The following is a 20,062-nucleotide window of genomic DNA, read 5'->3' on the forward strand; positions in this document are numbered from 1 at the left end:
ACGGCCGTGCCGGTCACGACGGCATGCGGTCGCCGAGGAGGGCGAGGTTCTCGATGGCGGCGAGGCCGTAGAGCGCGGTGTCGTTGGTGGACACCCAGGCGGCCTCGCTGCCCGGCACCAGGGTGGCGGGGCCGCTGAGCGGCTCCGTCCGCCAGGGCGCGGACTCCTTGTAGCCGTCGGAGTTGTAGAACTTGTCCCACGCGCGTGCGGCGAGTTTCTTGTCGCCGGTCCGGACGGCGGCGTAGGCGTCGAGGCGCGAGTGGCCCTGGAAGAGCAGCAGGCTGCCGAAGTCGGTGCCGTAGCGTGCGGCCTGTTCGGCCTTGGTGGCGTTGAAGTAGCGGCAGTAGTCGTAGTAGGCCTCGTCGAACTTCGGCATGTCGACGAGGTGGATGAGTTCGGCGCACAGTTCGTTGAGGCCGAAGACGGCGGAGAGGTGGGAGACGCCGACGACCGGCTTGTCGGCGATGGCGAACCGGCCCGTGTCGAGGTCGTACAGTCCGCTGCCCTGCACGAATCCGTTGGGCTGGGCGGCGATGGTCTCCATCGTCGACAGGACGCGCGCCTTGGCCTTCTCCCACTTGGGGCCCTTGCGCTCCCACTCGGTGAGCCAGGCCGAGACCAGGCCGCTCCAGTCGGTGCCGAAGCCGATCGACAGGGCGTGCCGGTCGGGCGTGTAGGGCTCGGTGCGGATCTTGCGGATGGGGTCGAGGACGAGGAAGGTCTCGTCGGAGTCGACGTTGGCGTGCATGAGGTCGCCGACGCGTTCGTCGGCGGTGAGGAAGTAGTAGTAGCGGCGGTAGGTGGTGTTGGCGATGCGCTGCTGCTTGGCGCTGTCGGCGTAGTGCTGCACGCCGTGCCGGGTGCCGAGGCCCGCCCACTTGCCGAGGTGGTAGACGTCGACCTCGCCGGTGTGCCGGGTCATCGCCTCGGCGAAGCGGAAGATGTCGGCGCGGCCGCTGCGCAGGTACGCGTACCAGAGCCACAGGTCGGGTGAGAGCTCGGAGTTGTCCCACGCGTAGCCGCCGATGTCGTACCGCCACTGGTGCCTGACGGTGTCGTAGGTGTGCATGATGTCGCCGTGGTCCCAGAAGCCGTACCAGCGGCGCTGCTCCACCTGGTCCTTGTAGTACGTGAAGAGGAAGTCGAGGTGGTCCTCGATCTTCGCCTTGGCCGGGGTGGAGCGGTCCGGCTCGGAGTAGAGACCGGGGCCGAAGACCTTGGCCTTGATGAGCTGCTTGGGCGGGGCGGCGAGCTGCGGCGGCACGCGGACCGACTCGACCTGGGCGGCGAGCGTCTCGGGGGCGGGGGTGGACTCGTTGGCCCAGAAGAGGAGTTCGGAGGTACGGGCGATCCCGTAGGGGGTGCCGAAGCCGGGCTCGTAGTCCTCGTAGGTGATGTTGAGGCCTTCGAGCTGTTCGGGGAAGGTGTCCTGGCCCATGCCGTCGTGGTAGAAGCGCAGGTCCATGGGCTGGGCCTCGGGGGACCAGAGCCAGAGGGTGACCTCGGCCTCGTCGGTGTGGGCGTCGCGGATGTCGAGCTGGGAGGGGTGGCTCTCCCAGAAGTCCCTGAGGCCGAACGACAGGCCGCCGCTGACTCCGCCGACGTATCCGAAGCCGGAGGCGCGCCTGCCGCCTCCGGCGGCGATCCAGCCGTGGCCCTTCTTGGTGCGCTTGCGCAGGGTGAAGCCGTCGGCGGAGAGCTGGGAGAGGGTGTAGTCGCCCCATTCGGGGATGTACTGCAGCCGGGTGGTGACGCGTTGGTCCCAGGTGGCGGGGTCGGGGAGCTTCTGGCCGGCGTACTGGGCCGCCTGGACCGCCGCGCCGGGGTCGCGGCGCAGGCCGGTGATGCCCTTGACGGCTTCGCGCAGCAGGCCGGTCCCCTCGCCGCCGATGCGGATGTGGCGGTCGTAGGACTGGTCGCGCATCGGGACGGTGAAGCGGACGCCGAGCCCACGGATGAAGTCGCCCTCGGCCTTGCCGGGTTCCTGCTTCCCGTCGTAGGTGACCGTGTGCACCATGCGGAAGGAGTCGGCGCCGGCGTAGAAGTAGAGGCGGATGGAGAACGGCAGCCAACTCCGGCTGCCCCGGCGGTGTTTGCCGTCGACACGGACCACCGCGCGGACAGGGCCGTCCTGTTCCACGGCGACCGCGTCGATCGCGCCCTCGAACTGCTCGGTCCTGACCTTGCCCTGTTCGTCGTCGTCGATCTCGGGCTGCCGGATCATGACCAGCCGGCCGTTCCTGGCGATCTCGGTGGAGCCGCGGGTGACGGACTTGACCAGCGTGGGGCCGGACTTGCCGATCTTCGCGGTGATGACACCGGTGGAGACGGTGACGAGGCCGGTGTTCGCGGTGACGGTGACCTTCCGCGCGGGGGCGGCGGGCGCGCCGGCGGCGAGGGTGAGCTTTCCGGAGCCCGAACTGACCGCGTGAGCAGTCCACTTGAGGGACCCGTCGGGCCAATAGGCGATCGGCCAGGACTGGACGGGGACGGCCTTGCCGCCGGCGTCGGTCAGGGCGAAGGTCTGGTCCTCCTGGTAGGCGCCCATCGGCCAGGGCACGCCGAAGGTGGAGCCGGGGGCGACGCCGAGGCCGCCGTCCTCCAGCCAGTCCAGGGTGACCGGGCCGGTGTCGGCCGGCGCGGCGGCTGCGGCCTGCGGAGCGGCCTGCGCGTTCTTGGTCCCCAGAGCCCAGCTGAACTGGGCGGCGGCGCCGGCGACGGCGGCCGCCTTGAGCAGGGACCTGCGGGGGATCGGAGACATGAGATGCGGCCTTTCCTTCTGTGTGTGGGAGGTCCTTCTGCGTGCGGGAGGTCCTTCTGCGTGCGGGAGGCTTGTCCGCGCAACTGGTCAGGGGCATGACAGATGAAGGCGCGGCGCCCGTGCGCCGGCCCTGCTGTGAGGGCGCCGCCCGTCAGCGGCGCCGGTACCGCTCCTCCACGGCGAGGGCGGCGGCCGCCACGGCCCCCAGCACGGGGACCGCGAGCGCTGCGACGAACCAGGCGGACAGCGCCACCACGGCCAGCCCGGCGATGATCAGGAAGGACCCGGCCGGGTCCAGGAGGGTACGGCGGCCGGCCGACGCCAGCAGGGTCCGCCAGCTCGCTCCCGGCGACCACACCGCCGCGGCGCGCAGCACGGCCACCACGAACCCGATCAGCGCGAGCACCCCGGCGACCCCGACGAGCGGCCCGCCCGGCAGCCCCGCGCGCACGGCCTGGACGTCCACCCGGACCACGACCGCCGCGGCCCATCCCGCGAGTCCGACGAGCCATCCGCCGCGCAGCGCGCCGCGGAAGTCGGCGGCGAACTCCCGCCAGCCGCCCCCCTCGTGCGCGGTGCGGCGGTGCAGGTGCCGCGCCCCGGCCGCGAAGGCCGCCGGAAGGGTGACCACGCCCAGCGAGGCCACCGCGATCCACACCCCGGTGAGCAGGCACTCGGCGAACACGGCGAACCGCTCGGCGAGGACCGACTCCTTGCGCGCCTTCACATGCGCCTCGGCCATCGTGATCGTCTCAGCCCTTCAGCCCGGACGTCGCCATGCCGTCGATGAGGTAGCGCTGGAAGGCCAGGAAGAAGGCCAGCACGGGCAGCAGGGCGACCAGCGACATGGCGATCATGCCGCCGTAGTCGGCCACGCCCTCCTGGTCCACGAACATCTTCAGGCCCAGGGAGACGGTGTACTTGTCGGGCTCGTTGAGGTAGATCAGCGGGCCCATGAAGTCGTTCCAGGCGTTGATGAAGGTGAAGATCGCGCTGGTGATCAGGGCCGGCCGGCACAGCGGGAGCACGATCGACCAGTAGATGCGCAGGTGTCCGCAGCCGTCGAGGCGGGCCGCCTCGTCGAGCTCCTTGGGCAGGTTGCGCATGAACTGCATCATCAGGAAGACGAAGAACGCGTCCGTGGCCAGGTACTTCCCCAGCAGCAGCGGGGTGTACGAGTTGATCATCTCCATGTTGCGGAACAGCACGTACTGCGGGATCAGCAGCACGTGGTAGGGCAGCAGGAGCGTGCCGATCATCAGCGTGAACAGCACGTTGCGGCCGGCGAACCTGATCCGCGAGAAGGCGTACGCCGTCAACGAGCACGAGAGCAGGATGCCGGCCACCGAGCCCACGGCGAGGGTGAGCGAGTTGAGGAAGAACGTGGAGATCGAGATGTCCGCGATGCCCTCGGTGAGCCGCGTGTAGTTCGAGGTGATCGGGGAGCCCGGGAAGAGATCCAGGCTGCCGACGATGTCCTCGCTCTTCTTGAACGAGCCGCCGACCACCCAGAGCACGGGATACAGGATCACCGCGAGGACGGCGAGGGCGCCCAGATGCCAGGCGAGCGAGCCGGGCAGCCTGCGCCGCAGCGCGCCCGCCTCGGTGGACCGGCCCGGGGAGACCTCCGTGACCGGTGGGGGTGCCCCCGGGTCGAGCGGAGTCGAGAGATCGGGGGAGCTCATCGGGCGCCCTCCTCGTAGTGCACCCAGCGCTTCTGGGACCAGAACAGCACCGCCGTCACCAGGGCGACCGCGACGAGCAGCATCCAGGCCATGGCGGAGGCCAGGCCCATCCGGCTGTTCTCGAAGCCCTGGACGTACAGATAACAGGTGTAGACCATCGAACCGTCCGCGGGCCCGCAGGCGTTGCCTCCGGCGCCGCCGCCGACGATGTACGCCGAGCTGAAGATCTGGAAGGAGTGGATCGTCTCCAGCAGGACGTTGAAGAAGAGGACCGGGGAGATCATCGGCAGGGTGATGTTCCAGAACCGCCGCCATGAGCCGGCCCCGTCCACCTCGGCGGCTTCGTACAGCTCGCGCGGGACCTGCTTGAGGCCGGCGAGGAAGATGACCATGGGGGCGCCGAACTGCCAGACGGTGAGCGCCACCAGGCTGTAGATGACCATGTCCGGGTCGCCGGCCCAGCCGCCGACGTCCACCCCGAAGAGCTTCTGCGTACGGTCGACGATCGCGTCGTCCGAGAAGATCGCCTTCCAGACGATCGCCACCGAGACGCTGGCCCCGATCAGCGAGGGCGCGTAGAAGGCGGCCCGGTAGAAGGCCTGCCCCCGCCGCTTCTGGGCGAGGAGCAGCGCCACGCCCAGCGCGGCGAGCAGCTTCAGCGGTGTGCCGACGACGACGTACCAGAGCGTCACCTGCACCGAGTGGCGCCAGCGCGGGTCCTCGAACATGGTGGTGAAGTTGTCGAGGCCGATCCAGCGGGGCGCGTCGAACAGGTTGTAGTCGGTGAAGGCGAAGTAGAGCGAGGCGACCATCGGCCCTGCCGTGAGCAGCAGGAACCCGGCGATCCAGGGGGACATGAAGAGATAGCCGGCCAGGTTCTCCCGGCGCCGCCGCCGCTTGAGGGCGGCGGGGCGCTCGGGCTTCACCGGACCGTGCCGCGGCTCGGAAGGCTTGTCCTCGGACAGGCCTGCCATCGCAGGGGCGTGTGTCACGGTGGTTCCCATCAGCCGGCGAGAGCCGTCTTCGACTCGGTGAAGAACTGCTTGACGGCGTCGTCCACCGACCGCTTCCCGAGGGCCATCTCCTCGGCGATGCGCAGGAAGGCGGACTCGCAGATGTCGGCGCCGTTCGGGTGCGGGGTGATGGGCTCCAGGACGCCCGTCTCGACGAGGGACGTCTCGTAGGCGGCGATCGCCTTGTTGACCTCGTCGGTCGGCTTGAACGCGTCGAACTGGGCCTGGGTCGCCGGCACACCGCGGTCGTAACCCATGATCTTGGCGACCTCGGGGTCGTGCACCATGAAGGAGATGAACTGGGCCACTTCCTTGGGGTGCTTGGTGCGCTTGGAGGCGCTGAGCATGAGGGAGCCGAGGTACTGGCCGGTCTTCTTGCCGTCGGTGGTGGGGATGGGCGCCAGTCCGTACTCGCTCTTGCCCTCGGAGGTGTAGCGGACGGTGAAGTTGTCCCAGGTGAACTCACCGGCGGCGAGTTCACCGGCGACCGCCGACTTGGGCTTGATCTGGGCGACCTTCTTGGGGTCGGCGTAGCTCCCGTCCTCGACGCTCTTCTCGGCCTTCGCCCACCAGGCCTTCAGATCCGCCTCGGTGAAGCCGAGTCCGCCGTCGCCGAAGAACGCCTTGCCGTTCTGGCGGAGGTACAGGTCGTAGAGGTACATCACGCCGTACATGCCGCTGTCGCCGGCGCGGCCCGCCTTGTCGCGGATCTTCTTCATCGCCGCGTCGAAGTCGTTCCAGGTCCAGCCCCGCTCCGGCTTCACGCCCGCCTTGGTGTAGACGTGCTTGTCGATCACCAGCGCCATCGAGTTGGAGCCGACCGGGACACCGAGGAGCCTGCCGTCTATCTCGCCGAACTTCTCCAGGCCGGCCCGGAAGCCGTCCATGGCGAGATTGCCGGCCTTGACCTGCTCGCTGAGATCGAGCAGTACGTTCTTGGCGTCGTATTTCCGCAGGAAACCAATGGCGTTCTGGAAAACGTCGGGCGGATTCCCGCCGGAGGCCTGGGTGTTGAACTTCTTCCAGAAGTCGGTGTACGGCTGGAAGTCCGTTTTCACCTTGATCTTCGGATACTTCTTCTCGAAGAGCGCGATGGTCTTGTTGATGCGCTGAGCCCGGTCCTCCGAGCCCCACCACGCATAACGGATCGTCACCGTCCCATCCGCGGAGGTCCCGCCGTCACCGCCGCACCCCGTGGTCGCCGCCAGGCCCAGTGTGGCCGCCGTCGCCCCTGCGGCCTTGAGGATCGTTCGTCTGCCAACATCCGTGCCGGTTCCCACAGTCGGGACCTCCCCGCGGCGTCGTCGCCATCCATGAATCGTTTCAAGAAAGCGCTTGCTGGCACAAGGTACGAGGGAGCTGAGAGAGCGTCAATGATTCGGACAGAATTTCCTCACGGGCGGGGGGTGGGTGGGGCGGGCGGGGTGGGCGGCGAGGGGCGGGGGCGCACGTGTCAGCTGCGGTCTGCCGCGCGGCGGGGCCGCCCCAGGCCGCGCGGCGGGCTGGCGTAGGCCGCGCGGCGGGCTGGCGTAGACGGCGCGGGGGGCTGGCGTAGACGGCGCGGGGGGCTGGCGTAGACGGCGCGGGGGCGCGCCCCCGCCCGGCTGGCACGTGCGATCCCCGCAGGCCGCACGGCGGGCTGCCGCGGAAAAGCCGCATGGGGGCGCGCGGAGGGAGGCGCGCAGGAGCCACGCGTAGCGGCCGTACCGGAATGCGCCTGTCAGCAGGCGGGCGGGAGCGAGCGCGACCGGGGCCGTTGACGCAGCCGAACACAGGGACGGCCACCGGAAGCAAACGTGACCGGGAGCCGTCGGCACAGCCGAGCGCCGGGACGGCCGCGGGAAGCGAGTGCGGCCCCGGGCCGCCGGTACAGCCGAAACCTCGAGGGGCGGCGCCGGGAGGCCGTTGGCGCAGCCGAACCCCGGGACGGCCGCACGAAGCAAGCGCGACCGGGAGCCGTCAGCACAGCCAGCGCAGGGACAGCCGCCGGAGCAAGCGTGACCGGAAGCCGCCGGCGCAACCGAGCACGGCGGCGGTGGCCGGGGGGCGAGCGTGACCGGGGCCGTCGGCGCGGCCGAATGTCGGGACGGCCGCCGAGATGTGCGGCCAGGGGCCGCTGGGCAGCCGAACGCAAGGACGGCGCCGGGAGCGAGCGTGCCGGGGGCTGCCGGTACAGCCGAACGGCAGAGAGGCGGCCGAGAGATGCGGCCGGGGCCCGCGGCACGCAGCCGAACGCAGGGACGCCGGCCGGGAAGGCAAGCGTGACCGTGTGCCGCCGACACAGCCGCACACACGGACGGCCGCCGAGAACGAGCCTGGCCAGGAGCCGTCCGCACAGCCGAACGTCGGGGAGGCCGCCCGGGTGCGAGTGCGGCCGGGAGCTGGCGACACAGCCGCCCACAGGGACGGCAGCCCGGGGCCGTCGGCGTGGGCGGGCGGCCGGAGCCGCGGGCGTGGGAGGCCGGGTGAAGCGTGCGTGGGGGACGGGTGTCGGTGGCAGGGCGAACGGCGGGAGCGCGACGGCGGCTCGTGGTCACGTCGGCCCCCGGCGGGCACCCCCTCGGAGTGATCGCGGGCGGGCGGCCGTTCGTCGCTCTGGTCCATGCCGGCGGCGGCTGCGTGCCCGAGGCGTCGAGCCCTTCGTGTTCCCGGCAGCCGGGGCGGCGGCCGTCCGGCCGACCGGTGGGGCGGGTCGGGGTCGGATGCTCGACCTGCCCTGCCTGCAGTCCCGCCCCCGGGTGCCCGCCGGGGGCCGGCCTCTGGGGTCCGCTGCCTTCCGGGGCGCGCCCGGCATCGGGAACCTGCCAGGACGGACACCGCGTCGCCACGGCAGGACCGCCCGGCATCGCGGGCCTGCGGGCCGGACACCGCGTCGCCACCGCCACCGCCACCGCCACCGGCCGCCCATCCGGAACCCGCCGTCGCGCGCCAACAGCTCCTGCCACCCACCCGCCCCCGGACACGACGACGGCCCGTCCGCGATGTGTCGTCGCAGACGGGCCGTCGTGCCGGGTGGGCGATACTGGGTTCGAACCAGTGACCTCTTCGGTGTGAACGAAGCGCTCTCCCACTGAGCTAATCGCCCGGGCGCATGGAGAACATTACCCCAAGTCAGAGGGTGGCCGTGACCGCTCGCCGCTCGGGCGGAGCGGTCGGCGGGTCACTGGTCCTTGATCTTCCAGGGCATCTCGAAACCGAACTTCCACACGTAGAAGCCCAGGATGGCGCCGATGACCACGAGGCCGATCGAGGTCAGGATGATGTTGCGCTTGCGGACCTTGGGATCCAGGGCACGCTGGGCCGCCTCGGTGACCTTGCGCTTGGTCCAGCGCAGGACCAGCTGGGCCCAGACGAACTCGGTCGCCCAGATCGCCATGCCGCCGAAGATCACGACCCAGCCCGGTCCGGGCAGCGGGAGCATGATGATGCCGGCGATCACGACCGCCAGGCCGACGATGAAGATCCCTACCTGCCAGCTGAGGTGCAGCACACGGCGGGCCTTGACGAACTCGGGCGCCCGGGACCCCAGGCCCTGCTCGGCCTCGGTCCGCTCCTCGCCCGTCCTCGCGTCGTCCGCCGTCATGGCGACCTCACTCGGCCCGCCACTCCCCGTATTCATACGACCAAACCCTACCCGAGAGATTCCGGTCACCGTAATGGTGGTACTTCGCGAACGTTCCCTCGGCCGGAAGAGTTACGTAAACACACGCAAAACACTCAGAGGGGTTTACAACGGCACCGTAGGTGGCATGTCGATTTCGCCGACGTGCGAATCCCCGAGCGCACACTGAGCGAAAGGCCCTGGCGCTTATGAACACCACGGTCAGCTGCGAGCTGCACCTGCGCCTCGTTGTGTCGAGCGAGTCCTCCCTGCCTGTCCCCGCAGGCCTGCGGTACGACACGGCCGACCCCTACGCCGTGCACGCCACCTTCCACACCGGAGCCGAGGAAACCGTCGAGTGGGTGTTCGCCCGCGACCTCCTCGCGGAGGGCCTGCACCGGCCCACGGGCACCGGCGACGTCCGCGTCTGGCCGTCGCGCAGCCACGGTCAGGGCGTCGTCTGCATCGCCCTGAGCTCCCCTGAGGGGGAGGCCCTGCTCGAGGCCCCGGCGCGGGCCCTGGAATCCTTCCTGAAGCGAACCGACGCGGCCGTGCCTCCCGGCACGGAGCACCGTCACTTCGACCTCGACCAGGAGCTCTCGCACATCCTGGCGGAAAGCTAGGACGGGGCTCCCTCAGAGCTGCCCGACGCCGTCCACTCGGGGAGACGGCTCGGGTCAGGACAACCGCACAGGACAAGCGCCGACGCCGCGCCTCGGGTTTCCCGTGGTGCGGCGCCGACGTGCGCGGCGCCACCCCGCCGGGCGACAGAGGCCACCCCGCCGGGCCGAGCGGCTACCATCGGCCAGCATCGGCGGGCGCCCGCCCGTCCCCCAGGCCAGGGAGCGAAACGTGCTGATCACCCACGACACCCGGTGCGCCCTCGACGCCGTGGTGGATCTGGTGAACACCGCGCCGGAGGACGACGCCGTCCCGGACGGGCTGCCGAACCTGGCCGCCCTCACGGACTTCGTGCGAAAGCACGAGATCAGCGACGTGGGCGTGCTGTCCGAGTTCGACCTCTCCGCGGTGCGCAAGGTCCGGGGGCGGTTCGCGAAGGTGTTCGCGGCCCCGGACGCCCGCGCCGCCGCAGGACTGATCAACGAACTCGTCGCCGCCGCGGGCACCACCCCGCGCCTCACCGACCACGACGGCTACGACTGGCACGTGCACTACTTCGCGCCGGGCGCCTCGATCGCCGACCACCTGGCCGCCGACTGCGGGATGGCGCTGGCGTTCTTCGTGGTGGCCGGCGAGCAGGAACGCCTGCGCCGCTGCGAAGCCCCCGACTGCCGGCGCGCCTTCGTGGACCTCTCCCGCAACCGCTCCCGGCGGTACTGCGACAGCCGCACCTGCGGCAACCGTCTCCACGTCGCCGCCTACCGCGCGCGCCGCAAAGAAGCGGCCGGCTGACCCCCAGGGGCTCAGGGCGCGCTTGTCCGCCGTCGATGCCGACGCGGCCCCGGCGGGTGGCGCCGGGGACCGCGGGTACGGCTCACAGCAGCAGCAGGTCGTGCAGCGAAGCCATGAGCAGCAGACACCCGATCACCGCAAGGAAGATCATCAGCGGTGGCTGGGAAAGGGCGAAGAGGCATCCGCGCGGCTCGTCCTGACGTGGCGCGGCGTCGCTCTGTGTCGTGTCCAGCATCTCGCGGGCGATGATGACGCAGGCCCTGCCGCGGGCGCGATCAACACGCCCGAACTGAGCGGGTGTGCGCCGGATTCCGTGATCTCCGCTTCCGGGCGTGATCACTTACGCGCGTGTGCGGTCCGACTGTGTCTCTTCGGCCGCCGTCGCGTCGGGCCGCCGCTTCGGTGACCCGCCGCCGGCGACCGCTTCATATGCCGTGCTTCTTGAGGATGGCCTCGATGTCGCTGAAGTCGTCCGTGGCGGTCGCGCGGGGTGCGGCGGAGGGCCGGGCGGTCGGACGGGCCTGGCCCAGGGAGGCCGCCGAGGCGGCCGGGGCCACGGCCTCGCCCCGCGCGGCGCGCGCCGCCGCCCTGCGCTCCTTGCGGGTGCCTCCCCGCCGCCGCTCGACGGCCCGCGTCGTCAGCAACAGGGCCCATGCCCCGCCGAGCAGACCGAATCCCAGCCAGGCGGTGGGGCTGAAGGCGGTGTCGGCCACCCACTCGACGACTCCGGTCAGCACGAGACCCAGCGGCACGAGGGCGTAGGCCGCCATGCGGGCGGCCGTCAGGTAACGCTTCCGGTACGCCGTGACCGCGGCGATGCCCAGACCGGCCGCGGCGACGGCGGAACAGACGGTTTCGGCGATCATCCGGTCCTCCAGACACGGCACAAGGGGGCAAGGTCGAATCGGCTGGGCGTCGCGGGCAGCGCGGCGCTTCGTCCTTCCATCCTGCACCTGCGTGAGGGCGCCGGGCCATGCCTCGGCCGGACATCAGGGACATCTCCGGGTCACCTCCTCCACAGGTGCCGGTCCGGGGCGGGTGACCCTCAGGTACTACGGGGTGTCTGCGACCCGGGTAAGGGGGCAGGTACGGGGTGGTCCGGATTGGGGTGGCGCGGAGCAGGCTGGGAGACTGGGGCCATGAGCGACTCCTCCCCCGCCGCGTCGGCGTCCGCCGACGCGTCGACGTCCCCCTCCGCCCGTCCCGCCGTCGTTCTCGACGTGTGGTGCGAGTTGCAGTGCCCGGACTGCCGCAGCGCCCTCGACGACCTCCGCCGCCTGCGCGAGCGCTACGGCGACCGGCTGGAGCTGCGGCTGCGGCACTTCCCGCTGGAGAAGCACAAGCACTCCTTCGCCGCCGCGCAGGCCGCCGAGGAGGCCGTGGAGCAGGGCAAGGGGTGGGAGTACGTCGAGGCGGTCCTCGGCCGGGTCGAGAAGCTGGACCGTGAGGGCGAGCCCTTCCTGATCGACACCGCCCGCCAACTGGGCCTGGATGCAGAGGAGTTCGACACCGCGCTCATCGACGGCCGGCACATCCTGATCGTCGACGCCGACCAGGCCGAGGGCAAGGCGATCGGCGTCACGGGCACCCCCACGTACGTCATCGGCGGAGAGCGCCTCGACGGCGGCAAGAGCCAGGAGGGGCTGCGCGAGCGGGTCGAGGAGATCGCGGACCGGCTGCTCGCCGAGCAGGAGTAAGGCTCGCTCCCCGGCCCCCGCGCCCCATCCCCCCTCAGAGCAGGCTCTTGAACATCGAGTAGCCGACCGGGACGTATCCCAGTGACTCGTAGAGCCCTTCGGCGGGCGTGTTGCCCGCGAAGACGTTGAGGCCGATGACCCGCTTGCCGGCGTTGATCGCCTGCGCCTCGGCCAGCAGCATCAGCGAGCGGCCGTGGCCCCGGCCGCGGAAGGCCTCGTCGGTCTCGACGTCGTACACGTAGGCGCGGTCCTCGTGGAGGCCGAGCCAGAGCACACCGACGCGGACGCCGTCGTGTTCCAGGACGCTGATCCGCATGTTCTCGGTGTCCCGGCCGTCCGGCAGGAGACGATCGGTGTCGCGCTCCGACCTGGCGCGGGCCTCGTCCGGCGGGACGCCGCGGTTGATCCAGTCCGCGGCGTACCCGTCGACGCCGTGCGCGCGCCACGGCCCGAACTCGGCCTCGGTCAGCGGCCTGACCTCGCTGCCCGGGGGCAGTCGGGGGGCCACGGCGTCGAGTGGCTTGGCCAGTCCGCGGTTGCGGTGGACGTATCCGAGGGCGGTGGCCAGGCGCAAGGCGGCCTCGGCCCCGGCCGGCACCCGGATCTCGATCCCCCGACAGCCCCAGCCGCGCGCGACCTCCTCGGCGGCGAGCGCGGCGACCGTGCCCCGGCCGCGCCCGCGATCGGCCTCGTCGACGTGCAGGTCGTCGACGCGGGCGACGGCCGGCCCGAAGTCGGGGTGGGTGGACAGGTGGACCGCGCCGACCGGGCGGCCGTTCACGCACACCTGGTAGTGGCGGGACAACGCCCCGTCGGCGGCGCGCTGGAGCGGCTCGGTCGGCCGCAGGGTCGTGGTCATCAGGGGGTTTCTACCCGCCGTACGGGCCGAAGTCAGCCTGTTTTTCCCAGCTCTTACGGCTTTCCGGCCCCTGGGGGCAGCCCTTGAGGGGGGCCTCACGGGTCGAGGTCGTCGGCCGCTCGTTCGTCGAAGACGCGCATGGCCTTGGCGGTCACCGGCCCCGGCGCGCCCGGCAGTTCACGGCCGTCGACGCGGTGCACGGCCTGGACGTCGCGCAGGGTGGAGGTCAGGAAGACCTCGTCGGCGCGCTCCAGGACGTCCAGCGGCAGGTCGGTCTCCCGCGCGCCGGTCCACTCGACGGCCAGCGCGCGGGTGATGCCGGCGAGGCAGCCCGAGGCGAGCGGCGGGGTGTGGATCTCGCCGTCCAGGACGACGAACACGTTCGACCCGGTGCCCTCGCAGAGCCGGCCGGCGGTGTTGCCGAACAGGGCCTCGGAGGCGCCGTCCCGGTGCGCGTGGGCCAGGGCGACGACGTTCTCGGCGTACGAGGTGGTCTTCAGGCCGGTGAGCGCGCCGCGCTCGTTGCGGGTCCACGGGACGGTGATCACGGCCGTGGAGTCGGGGCGGCGGGTGGTCTCACCGAGGGCGACGACGAGGGTCGGGCCGTGGTCGCCGCGGTCGGAGCCGAGGGGGCCCTGCCCGCCGGTGTAGGTGATGCGCAGGCGGCCGAGCGGCATCGGGTTGGCTTCGAGGACGGCGGCGCAGGCGCGGCGGACCTCGTCGAGGTCGGGATCGGGCAGGCCGAGGCCGCGCGCGGAGCGGGTCAGCCGGTCGAGGTGCCTGGTCAACGCGAACGTGGTGCCGTTGCTCGCCTTCACCGTCTCGAAGACGCCGTCGCCCACGGTCAGTCCGTGGTCGAGAACGGAGACACGGGCGGACTCGAACTCCTGCAGACCGCCGTCCAGCCAAAGCTTCACTGCTCTACCTCACCATGTTCGTACCGGGGGCGTCGCACGCCGGAACCCCCGCGTCCGCCGTGTACGTCCCCGACGCTATCGCGAGCAGCCGGGACCCCTTCAGTTCGGTCTCCGCCCACTCCCTCTCGGGGTCGGAGCCCCAGGTGATGCCGGCGCCGGTGCCGAAGCGGAGCGTCCCCTCGGCGCGGTCGATCCAGAAGGTGCGGATTCCCACGGCCAGTTCGCCCGTGCCCCGGTCGGCGTCGACCCAGCCGATGCCGCCGCAGTAGGGGCCGCGGGGCGCGGTCTCCAGCGCGTCGATGATGCGCAGGGCGCTGGACTTGGGGGCGCCGGTGACGGAGCCGGGCGGGAAGGCCGCGCCGAGCAGTTCGCTCCAGCCTGCCCCTTCGCACAGTTCGCCGCGGACCGTCGAGACGAGGTGGACGAGGCCGGGGTGCTTCTCCACGGCGCACAGATCGGGGACGGTGACGCTGCCGGTGGCGCAGACACGGCCGATGTCGTTGCGGACGAGGTCCACGATCATCACGTTCTCGGCGTGGTCCTTGTCGAGGAGGTCGGCCTCGGTGCGCCCGGTGCCCTTGATCGGCCCGGACTCCACGGTCCGCCCCTCGCGGCGCAGGAAGAGCTCGGGCGATGCGGTGGCGATCTCCACGCCGTGCCCGGGGAGGCGGATCGTCCCCGCGTACGGCGCGGGGTTGCCGCGGGCGAGCAACGCGGTCAGCGCGTCCACGTCGGCGCCGGGCGGGACGGGGGCGGACAGGACGCGGCAGAGGTTGGCCTGGTATACGTCCCCGGCTGCGATGTGCTCGCGTATCCGGCGCACTCCGGCGGTGTACGCGGCGCGGTCGAGGGACGAGGTCCAGTCCCCGGCGGCGGGGCCGCGCCACTCCCCCGGTGTCGGCGTCGGCACCGGTGCCACCCGCACGTCCGCGAAGCGGGCGCAGGTCAGACGGCCTTCGAAGTCGGCGCAGACGGCCCAGAAACCGGCGGAGTCCAGGGCCGCCGGGTCGTCGGTGACGTCGAGGAGGCCGGTGGCGACGCGGTCGCCGAATCGGGCGAGGGGTGGCAGTTCGGGCACGGTGTCGAGTCTAGGGCGGGTGTCCGGCAGGTCGTCGTCGGCGGCGGGGGCGCGCGCTCCGGGACGCGCCGACGGGGCCTGAGCAGGTGTTCGGTGGGACACAGCGCAGCACGCTGCACAAACGCGTTTTTGTGCTGGCCCGGGAATCCGCTAGAGTTCAACACGTCGCCGGGACGCGAGAGCGCACCGAAACGACAGGCGGACGTAGCTCAGTTGGTAGAGCGCAACCTTGCCAAGGTTGAGGTCGCGAGTTCGAACCTCGTCGTCCGCTCGAAGGACAGTAGGGATCTTCCCGGTCCCCTACACTCCTGGTGGAGTGGCCGAGAGGCGAGGCAACGGCCTGCAAAGCCGTCTACACGGGTTCAAATCCCGTCTCCACCTCCAAGGACGATTAGCTCAGCGGGAGAGCGCTTCCCTGACACGGAAGAGGTCACTGGTTCAATCCCAGTATCGTCCACTGGATCTTCGGATCCCCGCGCGATTAGCTCAGCGGGAGAGCGCTTCCCTGACACGGAAGAGGTCACTGGTTCAATCCCAGTATCGCGCACGCAGTGTCACGGCCCCTCGGGTCGTGTTCCCGAGGACGATTAGCTCAGCGGGAGAGCGCTTCCCTGACACGGAAGAGGTCACTGGTTCAATCCCAGTATCGTCCACACCCCCGGAAACCCCCGGCCGTCTCCTCGGCCGGGGGTTTCCTCGTGTGCGGGTCGCTCAGCTGGAGAAGAGCATGCGGCCGAAGCTCTTGTGGCGCTGGTGGCCGTAGTGACCGCCGTGACCGCCGTGCGGGGCACCCCAGGCGGGGGCGTGCGGGGCCTGCGCCGGGTAGGCCTGGGGAGCGGCCGGGGGCGGCGGCGCCGGCTGGGACCACTGGGACTCCAGCCGGGTGAGCGCCTCCAGCTCGCCGTAGTCCAGGAAGATCCCGCGGCAGTTCGCGCACTGCTCGATCTGGACGCCGTTGCGGTTGTACGTGTGCATCGGGGCGTGACACTTCGGACACTGCATGGTCGGCTCAACTCCTCGCCGGTCGGTCCTGCTTCGCCTATCGCCAGGACAGACTCTGTCCGGCTGCGGTCGATTGCACCCTACTTCGCCGAACTTGACGGCAACTGCTCAGGTACGGAACCGGATCCGCCAGGCAGGTCGACCGACCGGTGCGGCACGGAAACCATCCGGGCGCAGGCGTCGACAAGGGACTCCTCGACCTCGTCGAGGGGGCTGTCGCGTGCGATGGCCTTGGTCACCGCTCGGGCGGCGGTCTGGACGGTGAGGGCGCGAGCCGGCACGTCGAGCGCGGGCCAGGGATCGCCGTCGGCGGGAACCGCGGGCCCGCGGGCCGTGCGATAGGCCGCCAGGAAGCGGGCCCACTCCTCCGGCGGGAGCAGACCGCAGGCGTACCAGGCGGCAGGCCGGGCGAGGTCCCAGGCGGGAACGCCGGTGCCGAGGTCGTCGACGTCGATGAGCCGCCAGGGGCCGTCGGGCACCGGATGCCGGACGAGCTGCCCCAAGTGGAGGTCGCCGTGGCACAGAGTCGTGGTGTCAGGCATGGGCGCCACCCCACGGGCCCAACCAGGGAGGCCGGCCCAGGCCCGCAGGACGGGAGCGACGGCAGGATGCTCCCCTCTCACCTCGCGAAGTCGGAGAACGGCCCGGGCGGCCTTCACCGGGCCACGCATCGGCGGAAGGGAGTGCGGCGCGGGCGTGCGGTGAAGCTGGGCGAGAAGTGTGCCGGCCTCCTCCCACGGGGCAGCGTCCGGAATGTCCGGATCCACGGGAGCGCCGTAGGACCAGAACGTAACCAGGCGGTCATGCAGGGAAGCGGGAGCGGGGGTGAGCGGCGGAAGAAGAAGATGCGGAAGGCAGGCCGCGGCGGCCAGACGGGGGGCGAGGTCGGCGACGGAGACGCCGGGGGCATGAGCTTTGGCGACGACGCCGGCGTGGCGCACCACAGTGGCATCGGCCCGCTCCGCGAGGATGTCTGCGCCGCAAGGGCAACGACTTGAGCTGCGGGAGTGTGCTTCGACGGCGGCGAGTCGAGTGAGCGCACTGCGCAACGGGGTGACGGCCACGGGGCTCCCTGAACGACGGAGGTCCAACGCCCCAGTATCTGCCGGGCCCGGCCACAGGCGACTGCGGGTCCGCTATGGCTGATCGCGCAGTTCCCCGCGCCCCTGAGCAGGCCGGATGAACGCCAGTAAAACCGCGCCCGGCGCACAGAGCACGCCCTGGGCAGCCGGACGAACGCTCACGCAGCCGCACACAAGCCGCCGGGGGCACCCCTGGGCCGGGCAGCCGGACGAACGCTCACGCAGCCGCACACGACCCACAAGGGACGCCCCTGGGCCGGTCGCCGGATGAACGCTCGTGCGGACGCGCGCGGCGCTGAGGGGGCGGGGTGGGGGTGTCCGCCCGCAGCGGCCGGCGTCAGTCGCCGGGCGCCGATGAAAAAGAAGCTACCGCCGGACCGAGGACGGACACCCCCACCCCGTCCCCGACCCACCCACCGAACCGAACGCGCTACACCCGCCCCCACCGAACCGAAACGGGCCGCCGCAGGCACTCAGGGGCGCGGGGAACTGCGCAAAACCCCAGCCCCCACCGAACCCGCACCCGACAACCGCCCAACCGCCGGAGGCAGAGGCAAAAGCAATGCCGGCGCAGCTCCCCAGCTGCGCCGGCATCATTTGCCGTCCGCCATACCCCCGTCCCCACGGGGTTTCATGGGTGGATGTCCCCGCCCGGACCGCTCTTCCGGGCCTGGGGTCGCCGCTCAGCGCCCCAGCATCACGCCCACGGACGACGCCTGTGCGGCCACCGTCTCCCAGCCGTCGAAGACGACCAGGAGCAGTGCGGCCAAGGGGAGGGCCATGAGCGTCGCCACCAGTGGGTGGCGGCGGCCCGTACGGCGGGGTCGGGTGCGCAGATGCGTCCGCGGTGCCGTGTGGGCCATGGTCCCTCTCCTGAACCGTTCTCCGTTGTGGTTGGCAGCGGCGGGCGTCTGACCTCGGGGGACGAGTGCTGCACCCGCCGCTTGACCTCAAATCTAGGCGCGCGGAGGGCATCGCACGTCATGCCCTCGTACCGATTGACGGGCCTCCCGGAGGATGACCCATGACCTGCGGCGTACTCCCCTGGGTGGAGACGCGGGCCTACGACTCGGGGTCTTCCCGGAGGGGCTGCCCACTTCGCGCCGGTATTTCCGAGCCGTCCTCGCGGGGAACGGGCTGTTCGACCAGGGCGAGGACCCGGTTCGCCATGAAGCGGGCGGTACGGACGACAGCGCCGTTTCGGGTGACTTCGCTCACTTCCACCACCCCTCGGCGCACCGCCGTCTCCACCCGGCGGCCCGCTCTGCTCGCCACCACCTCATACGTCCGTGTCGTGTCGCCGGCGTCGACGACTATCTCCACTCGATCACCCTTCACGGGTTCAATCCCCCTTCTGTGACAGGTGGTTGGGGCCAGAGGGGCGACAACGCGCCCTTGTTCGCAGGCCCCCTGAGCACCTCTCAAGTGTCCCATCCGGCACTGACAATCGATCGGAGCGAGAGGGCGCGGCCTCTGCGCGCGGACGGCCGTGGAAACGTAAGCTGTGCCACGTCACACGGACCGGGCAGCGGGGATGAACATGGCGATGATGCGCCTGAGGCGCGAGGACCCGCGCGTCGTCGGCTCGTTCAAGCTTCACCGACGACTCGGCGCGGGCGGGATGGGCGTCGTCTACCTGGGCTCCGACAAGAAGGGGCAGCGGGTCGCGCTGAAGGTCATCCGGCCGGACCTCGCGGAGGACCAGGAGTTCCGGTCGCGCTTCGCGCGCGAGGTGTCGGCGGCGCGGCGGATCCGGGGCGGCTGCACGGCCCGGCTGGTCGCGGCGGATCTGGACGCCGACCGGCCGTGGTTCGCCACGCAGTACGTGCCCGGCCCCTCCCTCCATGACAAGGTCAACGACGACGGGCCGCTCGGGGCCGCCGAACTCGCGGCGATCGGGGCCTCGCTGTCGGAGGGCCTCGTCGCGGTCCACGAGGCCGGGGTCGTGCACCGGGACCTGAAGCCCTCGAACATCCTGCTCTCCCCCAAGGGTCCGCGGATCATCGACTTCGGCATCGCCTGGGCGACGGGCGCCTCGACGCTGACGCACGTGGGCACCGCGGTCGGCTCCCCCGGCTTCCTCGCGCCCGAGCAGGTGCGGGGCGCGATGGTCACGCCGGCGACCGACGTGTTCTCGCTGGGCGCCACGCTCGCGTACGCCTCGACCGCCGACTCCCCTTTCGGGCACGGCAGTTCCGAGGTGATGCTGTACCGGGTGGTGCACGAGGAGCCCCATCTGAACGGCGTTCCCGACGCCCTGGCCCCGCTGATCCGCGCCTGTCTCGCCAAGGACCCCGAGGAGCGGCCGAGCACGCTGGACCTCTCCCTGCGGCTGAAGGAGATCGCGGCGCGGGAGGCGCAGGGCATGGCCGACGCACGGCCCCCGGCGCCCCGCGCCGCCGAGGCCGACCGTCCGACGGGGCGGCTGACGGACAGCAGCTATCCGGACCGTACGGGACGGCAGCCGGGCACCGCCGCGCCGCGGGGCGGGGCCCCGTCCTTGCGCGGCCCGGTGCCGTCACGCGGGGGGACGCCGTCGCGTGGGGGGACGTCCTCGCGAGGCGGGAACGGTTCGCGCGGCGGCGTCTCGCACTCGCGGCCGGGCGCCCGCCCCACCCCGGCTCCCCGGAACACGCCGGCGAAGCGCAACAGCAGGCCCGGTACCGGCAGTCGGCCCGCGCCGCGCAACGGCCGGCCCGGGGCGAGAACCACGGGGACCGGGCGGCGGCCGGCCAACCCCCGGTTGCTGCGGCAGCGGTTGTTCGTGTTCGTCGTCGTGACGCTGCTGGTGGCCCTCGGCATCGCCCTCGTCCAGGGCTGCCAGGGATCGGCCCGAGGACTCGGCGGCGCCGGCTCCCAGACCACGCAGACGCAGACGCACACGCGCCAGCCGCCGACGGGCACCGAGGCCGGCGAGCGCGTCGAGGACGGCTCGTAGACCGGCTCGCGAGAGG

General features: G+C 71.5%; 19 protein-coding genes and 6 tRNA genes. 9 read left to right on the forward strand and 16 right to left on the reverse strand.

Annotated elements, in window-relative coordinates; translation table 11 throughout:
- Positions 1-13: 13 nt before the first annotated feature.
- From ACIOC0_RS23615 to ACIOC0_RS23645, 7 genes are all read right to left on the reverse strand, one after another.
- Entirely contained in the window at positions 14-2,761 is a 2,748-nt protein-coding gene (locus tag ACIOC0_RS23615) for a Tat pathway signal sequence domain protein (protein ID WP_402157325.1), read from the reverse strand.
- A 151-nt stretch (positions 2,762-2,912) separates the two neighbouring features.
- Positions 2,913-3,503, reverse strand: a complete 591-nt coding sequence (locus ACIOC0_RS23620; protein ID WP_402157327.1) for a hypothetical protein — start codon at positions 3,501-3,503, stop codon at positions 2,913-2,915.
- Between the two features lie 10 nt (positions 3,504-3,513).
- On the reverse strand, positions 3,514-4,446 hold the full coding sequence (locus tag ACIOC0_RS23625; protein ID WP_402157328.1) for a carbohydrate ABC transporter permease: 933 nt from the start codon (positions 4,444-4,446) through the stop codon (positions 3,514-3,516).
- Positions 4,443-5,450 (reverse strand): carbohydrate ABC transporter permease, encoded by a 1,008-nt coding sequence (locus ACIOC0_RS23630; protein ID WP_389039722.1) that lies wholly within the window; start codon positions 5,448-5,450, stop codon positions 4,443-4,445. The genes ACIOC0_RS23625 and ACIOC0_RS23630 overlap by 4 nt, the downstream gene beginning before the upstream one ends.
- Positions 5,450-6,739, reverse strand: coding sequence for an ABC transporter substrate-binding protein (locus ACIOC0_RS23635; protein WP_402157330.1), 1,290 nt, complete (start codon positions 6,737-6,739; stop codon positions 5,450-5,452). Before ACIOC0_RS23635 ends, ACIOC0_RS23630 begins: the two co-directional genes overlap by 1 nt.
- 1,733 nt (positions 6,740-8,472) lie before the next feature.
- A tRNA-Val gene (locus ACIOC0_RS23640) sits at positions 8,473-8,544 on the reverse strand.
- Between the two features lie 75 nt (positions 8,545-8,619).
- Positions 8,620-9,078, reverse strand: coding sequence for a TIGR02611 family protein (locus tag ACIOC0_RS23645; protein WP_402157332.1), 459 nt, complete (start codon positions 9,076-9,078; stop codon positions 8,620-8,622).
- Between the two features lie 191 nt (positions 9,079-9,269).
- On the opposite strand from ACIOC0_RS23645, the gene ACIOC0_RS23650 reads away from it, so the two are divergent.
- Both ACIOC0_RS23650 and ACIOC0_RS23655 read left to right on the forward strand, forming a co-directional pair.
- A complete protein-coding gene (locus ACIOC0_RS23650) occupies positions 9,270-9,683 on the forward strand; it encodes an SsgA family sporulation/cell division regulator (protein WP_004002642.1) in 414 nt (137 codons plus the stop codon).
- Positions 9,684-9,912: 229 nt separating this feature from the next.
- Positions 9,913-10,473 carry a CGNR zinc finger domain-containing protein gene (locus ACIOC0_RS23655; protein ID WP_130444428.1) on the forward strand — a complete coding sequence of 187 codons (561 nt, stop codon included), beginning with the start codon at positions 9,913-9,915 and terminating at the stop codon, positions 10,471-10,473.
- An 82-nt stretch (positions 10,474-10,555) separates the two neighbouring features.
- On the opposite strand, the gene ACIOC0_RS23660 is transcribed toward ACIOC0_RS23655, so the two are convergent.
- Together ACIOC0_RS23660 and ACIOC0_RS23665 are read right to left on the reverse strand one after the other, a co-directional pair.
- Complete coding sequence (locus ACIOC0_RS23660; protein WP_402157333.1) at positions 10,556-10,708, reverse strand: hypothetical protein; 153 nt, start codon at positions 10,706-10,708, stop codon at positions 10,556-10,558.
- A 190-nt stretch (positions 10,709-10,898) separates the two neighbouring features.
- Positions 10,899-11,339, reverse strand: a complete 441-nt coding sequence (locus tag ACIOC0_RS23665) for a hypothetical protein (RefSeq protein WP_402157334.1) — start codon at positions 11,337-11,339, stop codon at positions 10,899-10,901.
- A 273-nt stretch (positions 11,340-11,612) separates the two neighbouring features.
- Here ACIOC0_RS23665 and ACIOC0_RS23670 point away from each other — a divergent pair, with 273 nt between their 5' ends.
- The gene (locus ACIOC0_RS23670; RefSeq protein WP_402157336.1) at positions 11,613-12,170 is read left to right on the forward strand and encodes a DsbA family protein; all 558 of its coding nucleotides are present in this window, start codon (positions 11,613-11,615) and stop codon (positions 12,168-12,170) included.
- 34 nt (positions 12,171-12,204) lie between these two features.
- Here ACIOC0_RS23670 and ACIOC0_RS23675 read toward each other — a convergent pair whose 3' ends face one another.
- The 3 genes from ACIOC0_RS23675 to ACIOC0_RS23685 form a co-directional block, all read right to left on the reverse strand.
- Positions 12,205-13,029: a GNAT family N-acetyltransferase gene (locus tag ACIOC0_RS23675; RefSeq protein ID WP_402157337.1), complete on the reverse strand. Its 825-nt coding sequence runs from the start codon at positions 13,027-13,029 to the stop codon at positions 12,205-12,207.
- 95 nt (positions 13,030-13,124) lie between these two features.
- A complete protein-coding gene (locus ACIOC0_RS23680) occupies positions 13,125-13,946 on the reverse strand; it encodes an aminotransferase class IV (protein WP_402157338.1) in 822 nt (273 codons plus the stop codon).
- Between the two features lie 4 nt (positions 13,947-13,950).
- Entirely contained in the window at positions 13,951-15,024 is a 1,074-nt protein-coding gene (locus ACIOC0_RS23685; RefSeq protein ID WP_402157340.1) for a chorismate-binding protein, read from the reverse strand.
- A 198-nt stretch (positions 15,025-15,222) separates the two neighbouring features.
- Here ACIOC0_RS23685 and ACIOC0_RS23690 point away from each other — a divergent pair.
- From ACIOC0_RS23690 to ACIOC0_RS23710, 5 genes are all read left to right on the forward strand, one after another.
- A tRNA-Gly gene (locus ACIOC0_RS23690) sits at positions 15,223-15,295 on the forward strand.
- 39 nt (positions 15,296-15,334) lie between these two features.
- A tRNA-Cys gene (locus tag ACIOC0_RS23695) sits at positions 15,335-15,408 on the forward strand.
- 1 nt (position 15,409) lies between these two features.
- Positions 15,410-15,481: transfer RNA gene (locus ACIOC0_RS23700), tRNA-Val, on the forward strand.
- 18 nt (positions 15,482-15,499) lie between these two features.
- Positions 15,500-15,571: transfer RNA gene (locus ACIOC0_RS23705), tRNA-Val, on the forward strand.
- A gap of 34 nt (positions 15,572-15,605) precedes the next feature.
- A tRNA-Val gene (locus ACIOC0_RS23710) sits at positions 15,606-15,677 on the forward strand.
- A gap of 58 nt (positions 15,678-15,735) precedes the next feature.
- Here ACIOC0_RS23710 and ACIOC0_RS23715 read toward each other — a convergent pair.
- From ACIOC0_RS23715 to ACIOC0_RS23730, 4 genes are all read right to left on the reverse strand, one after another.
- A complete protein-coding gene (locus tag ACIOC0_RS23715; RefSeq protein ID WP_402157341.1) occupies positions 15,736-16,026 on the reverse strand; it encodes a zf-TFIIB domain-containing protein in 291 nt (96 codons plus the stop codon).
- Positions 16,027-16,106: 80 nt separating this feature from the next.
- Positions 16,107-17,090, reverse strand: a complete 984-nt coding sequence (locus ACIOC0_RS23720) for a phosphotransferase family protein (RefSeq protein ID WP_402157343.1) — start codon at positions 17,088-17,090, stop codon at positions 16,107-16,109.
- 701 nt (positions 17,091-17,791) lie between these two features.
- A complete protein-coding gene (locus ACIOC0_RS23725) occupies positions 17,792-17,971 on the reverse strand; it encodes a hypothetical protein (protein WP_130444414.1) in 180 nt (59 codons plus the stop codon).
- 199 nt (positions 17,972-18,170) lie between these two features.
- Positions 18,171-18,446 carry a hypothetical protein gene (locus ACIOC0_RS23730; protein ID WP_130444412.1) on the reverse strand — a complete coding sequence of 92 codons (276 nt, stop codon included), beginning with the start codon at positions 18,444-18,446 and terminating at the stop codon, positions 18,171-18,173.
- A gap of 196 nt (positions 18,447-18,642) precedes the next feature.
- On the opposite strand from ACIOC0_RS23730, the gene ACIOC0_RS23735 reads away from it, so the two are divergent.
- Positions 18,643-20,046: a serine/threonine-protein kinase gene (locus tag ACIOC0_RS23735; protein WP_402157663.1), complete on the forward strand. Its 1,404-nt coding sequence runs from the start codon at positions 18,643-18,645 to the stop codon at positions 20,044-20,046.
- Positions 20,047-20,062: the final 16 nt, after the last annotated feature.

Origin of the sequence: Streptomyces sp. NPDC088254 (genome assembly GCF_044740925.1) — a bacterium.
GTDB lineage: Bacteria > Actinomycetota > Actinomycetes > Streptomycetales > Streptomycetaceae > Streptomyces.

Excerpts from the sequence above, each read along its gene's own strand:
- ACIOC0_RS23615 (WP_402157325.1), bottom strand. The coding sequence starts at position 2,761 with ATGTCTCCGATCCCCCGCAGGTCCCTGCTCAAGGCGGCCGCCGTCGCC.
- ACIOC0_RS23620 (WP_402157327.1), bottom strand. The coding sequence starts at position 3,503 with ATGGCCGAGGCGCATGTGAAGGCGCGCAAGGAGTCGGTCCTCGCCGAG.
- ACIOC0_RS23625 (WP_402157328.1), bottom strand. The coding sequence starts at position 4,446 with ATGAGCTCCCCCGATCTCTCGACTCCGCTCGACCCGGGGGCACCCCCA.
- ACIOC0_RS23630 (WP_389039722.1), bottom strand. The coding sequence starts at position 5,450 with ATGGGAACCACCGTGACACACGCCCCTGCGATGGCAGGCCTGTCCGAG.
- ACIOC0_RS23645 (WP_402157332.1), bottom strand. The coding sequence starts at position 9,078 with ATGAATACGGGGAGTGGCGGGCCGAGTGAGGTCGCCATGACGGCGGAC.
- ACIOC0_RS23650 (WP_004002642.1), top strand. The coding sequence starts at position 9,270 with ATGAACACCACGGTCAGCTGCGAGCTGCACCTGCGCCTCGTTGTGTCG.
- ACIOC0_RS23660 (WP_402157333.1), bottom strand. The coding sequence starts at position 10,708 with ATGCTGGACACGACACAGAGCGACGCCGCGCCACGTCAGGACGAGCCG.
- ACIOC0_RS23665 (WP_402157334.1), bottom strand. The coding sequence starts at position 11,339 with ATGATCGCCGAAACCGTCTGTTCCGCCGTCGCCGCGGCCGGTCTGGGC.
- ACIOC0_RS23670 (WP_402157336.1), top strand. The coding sequence starts at position 11,613 with ATGAGCGACTCCTCCCCCGCCGCGTCGGCGTCCGCCGACGCGTCGACG.
- ACIOC0_RS23675 (WP_402157337.1), bottom strand. The coding sequence starts at position 13,029 with ATGACCACGACCCTGCGGCCGACCGAGCCGCTCCAGCGCGCCGCCGAC.
- ACIOC0_RS23715 (WP_402157341.1), bottom strand. The coding sequence starts at position 16,026 with ATGCAGTGTCCGAAGTGTCACGCCCCGATGCACACGTACAACCGCAAC.
- ACIOC0_RS23725 (WP_130444414.1), bottom strand. The coding sequence starts at position 17,971 with ATGGCCCACACGGCACCGCGGACGCATCTGCGCACCCGACCCCGCCGT.
- ACIOC0_RS23735 (WP_402157663.1), top strand. The coding sequence starts at position 18,643 with ATGAACATGGCGATGATGCGCCTGAGGCGCGAGGACCCGCGCGTCGTC.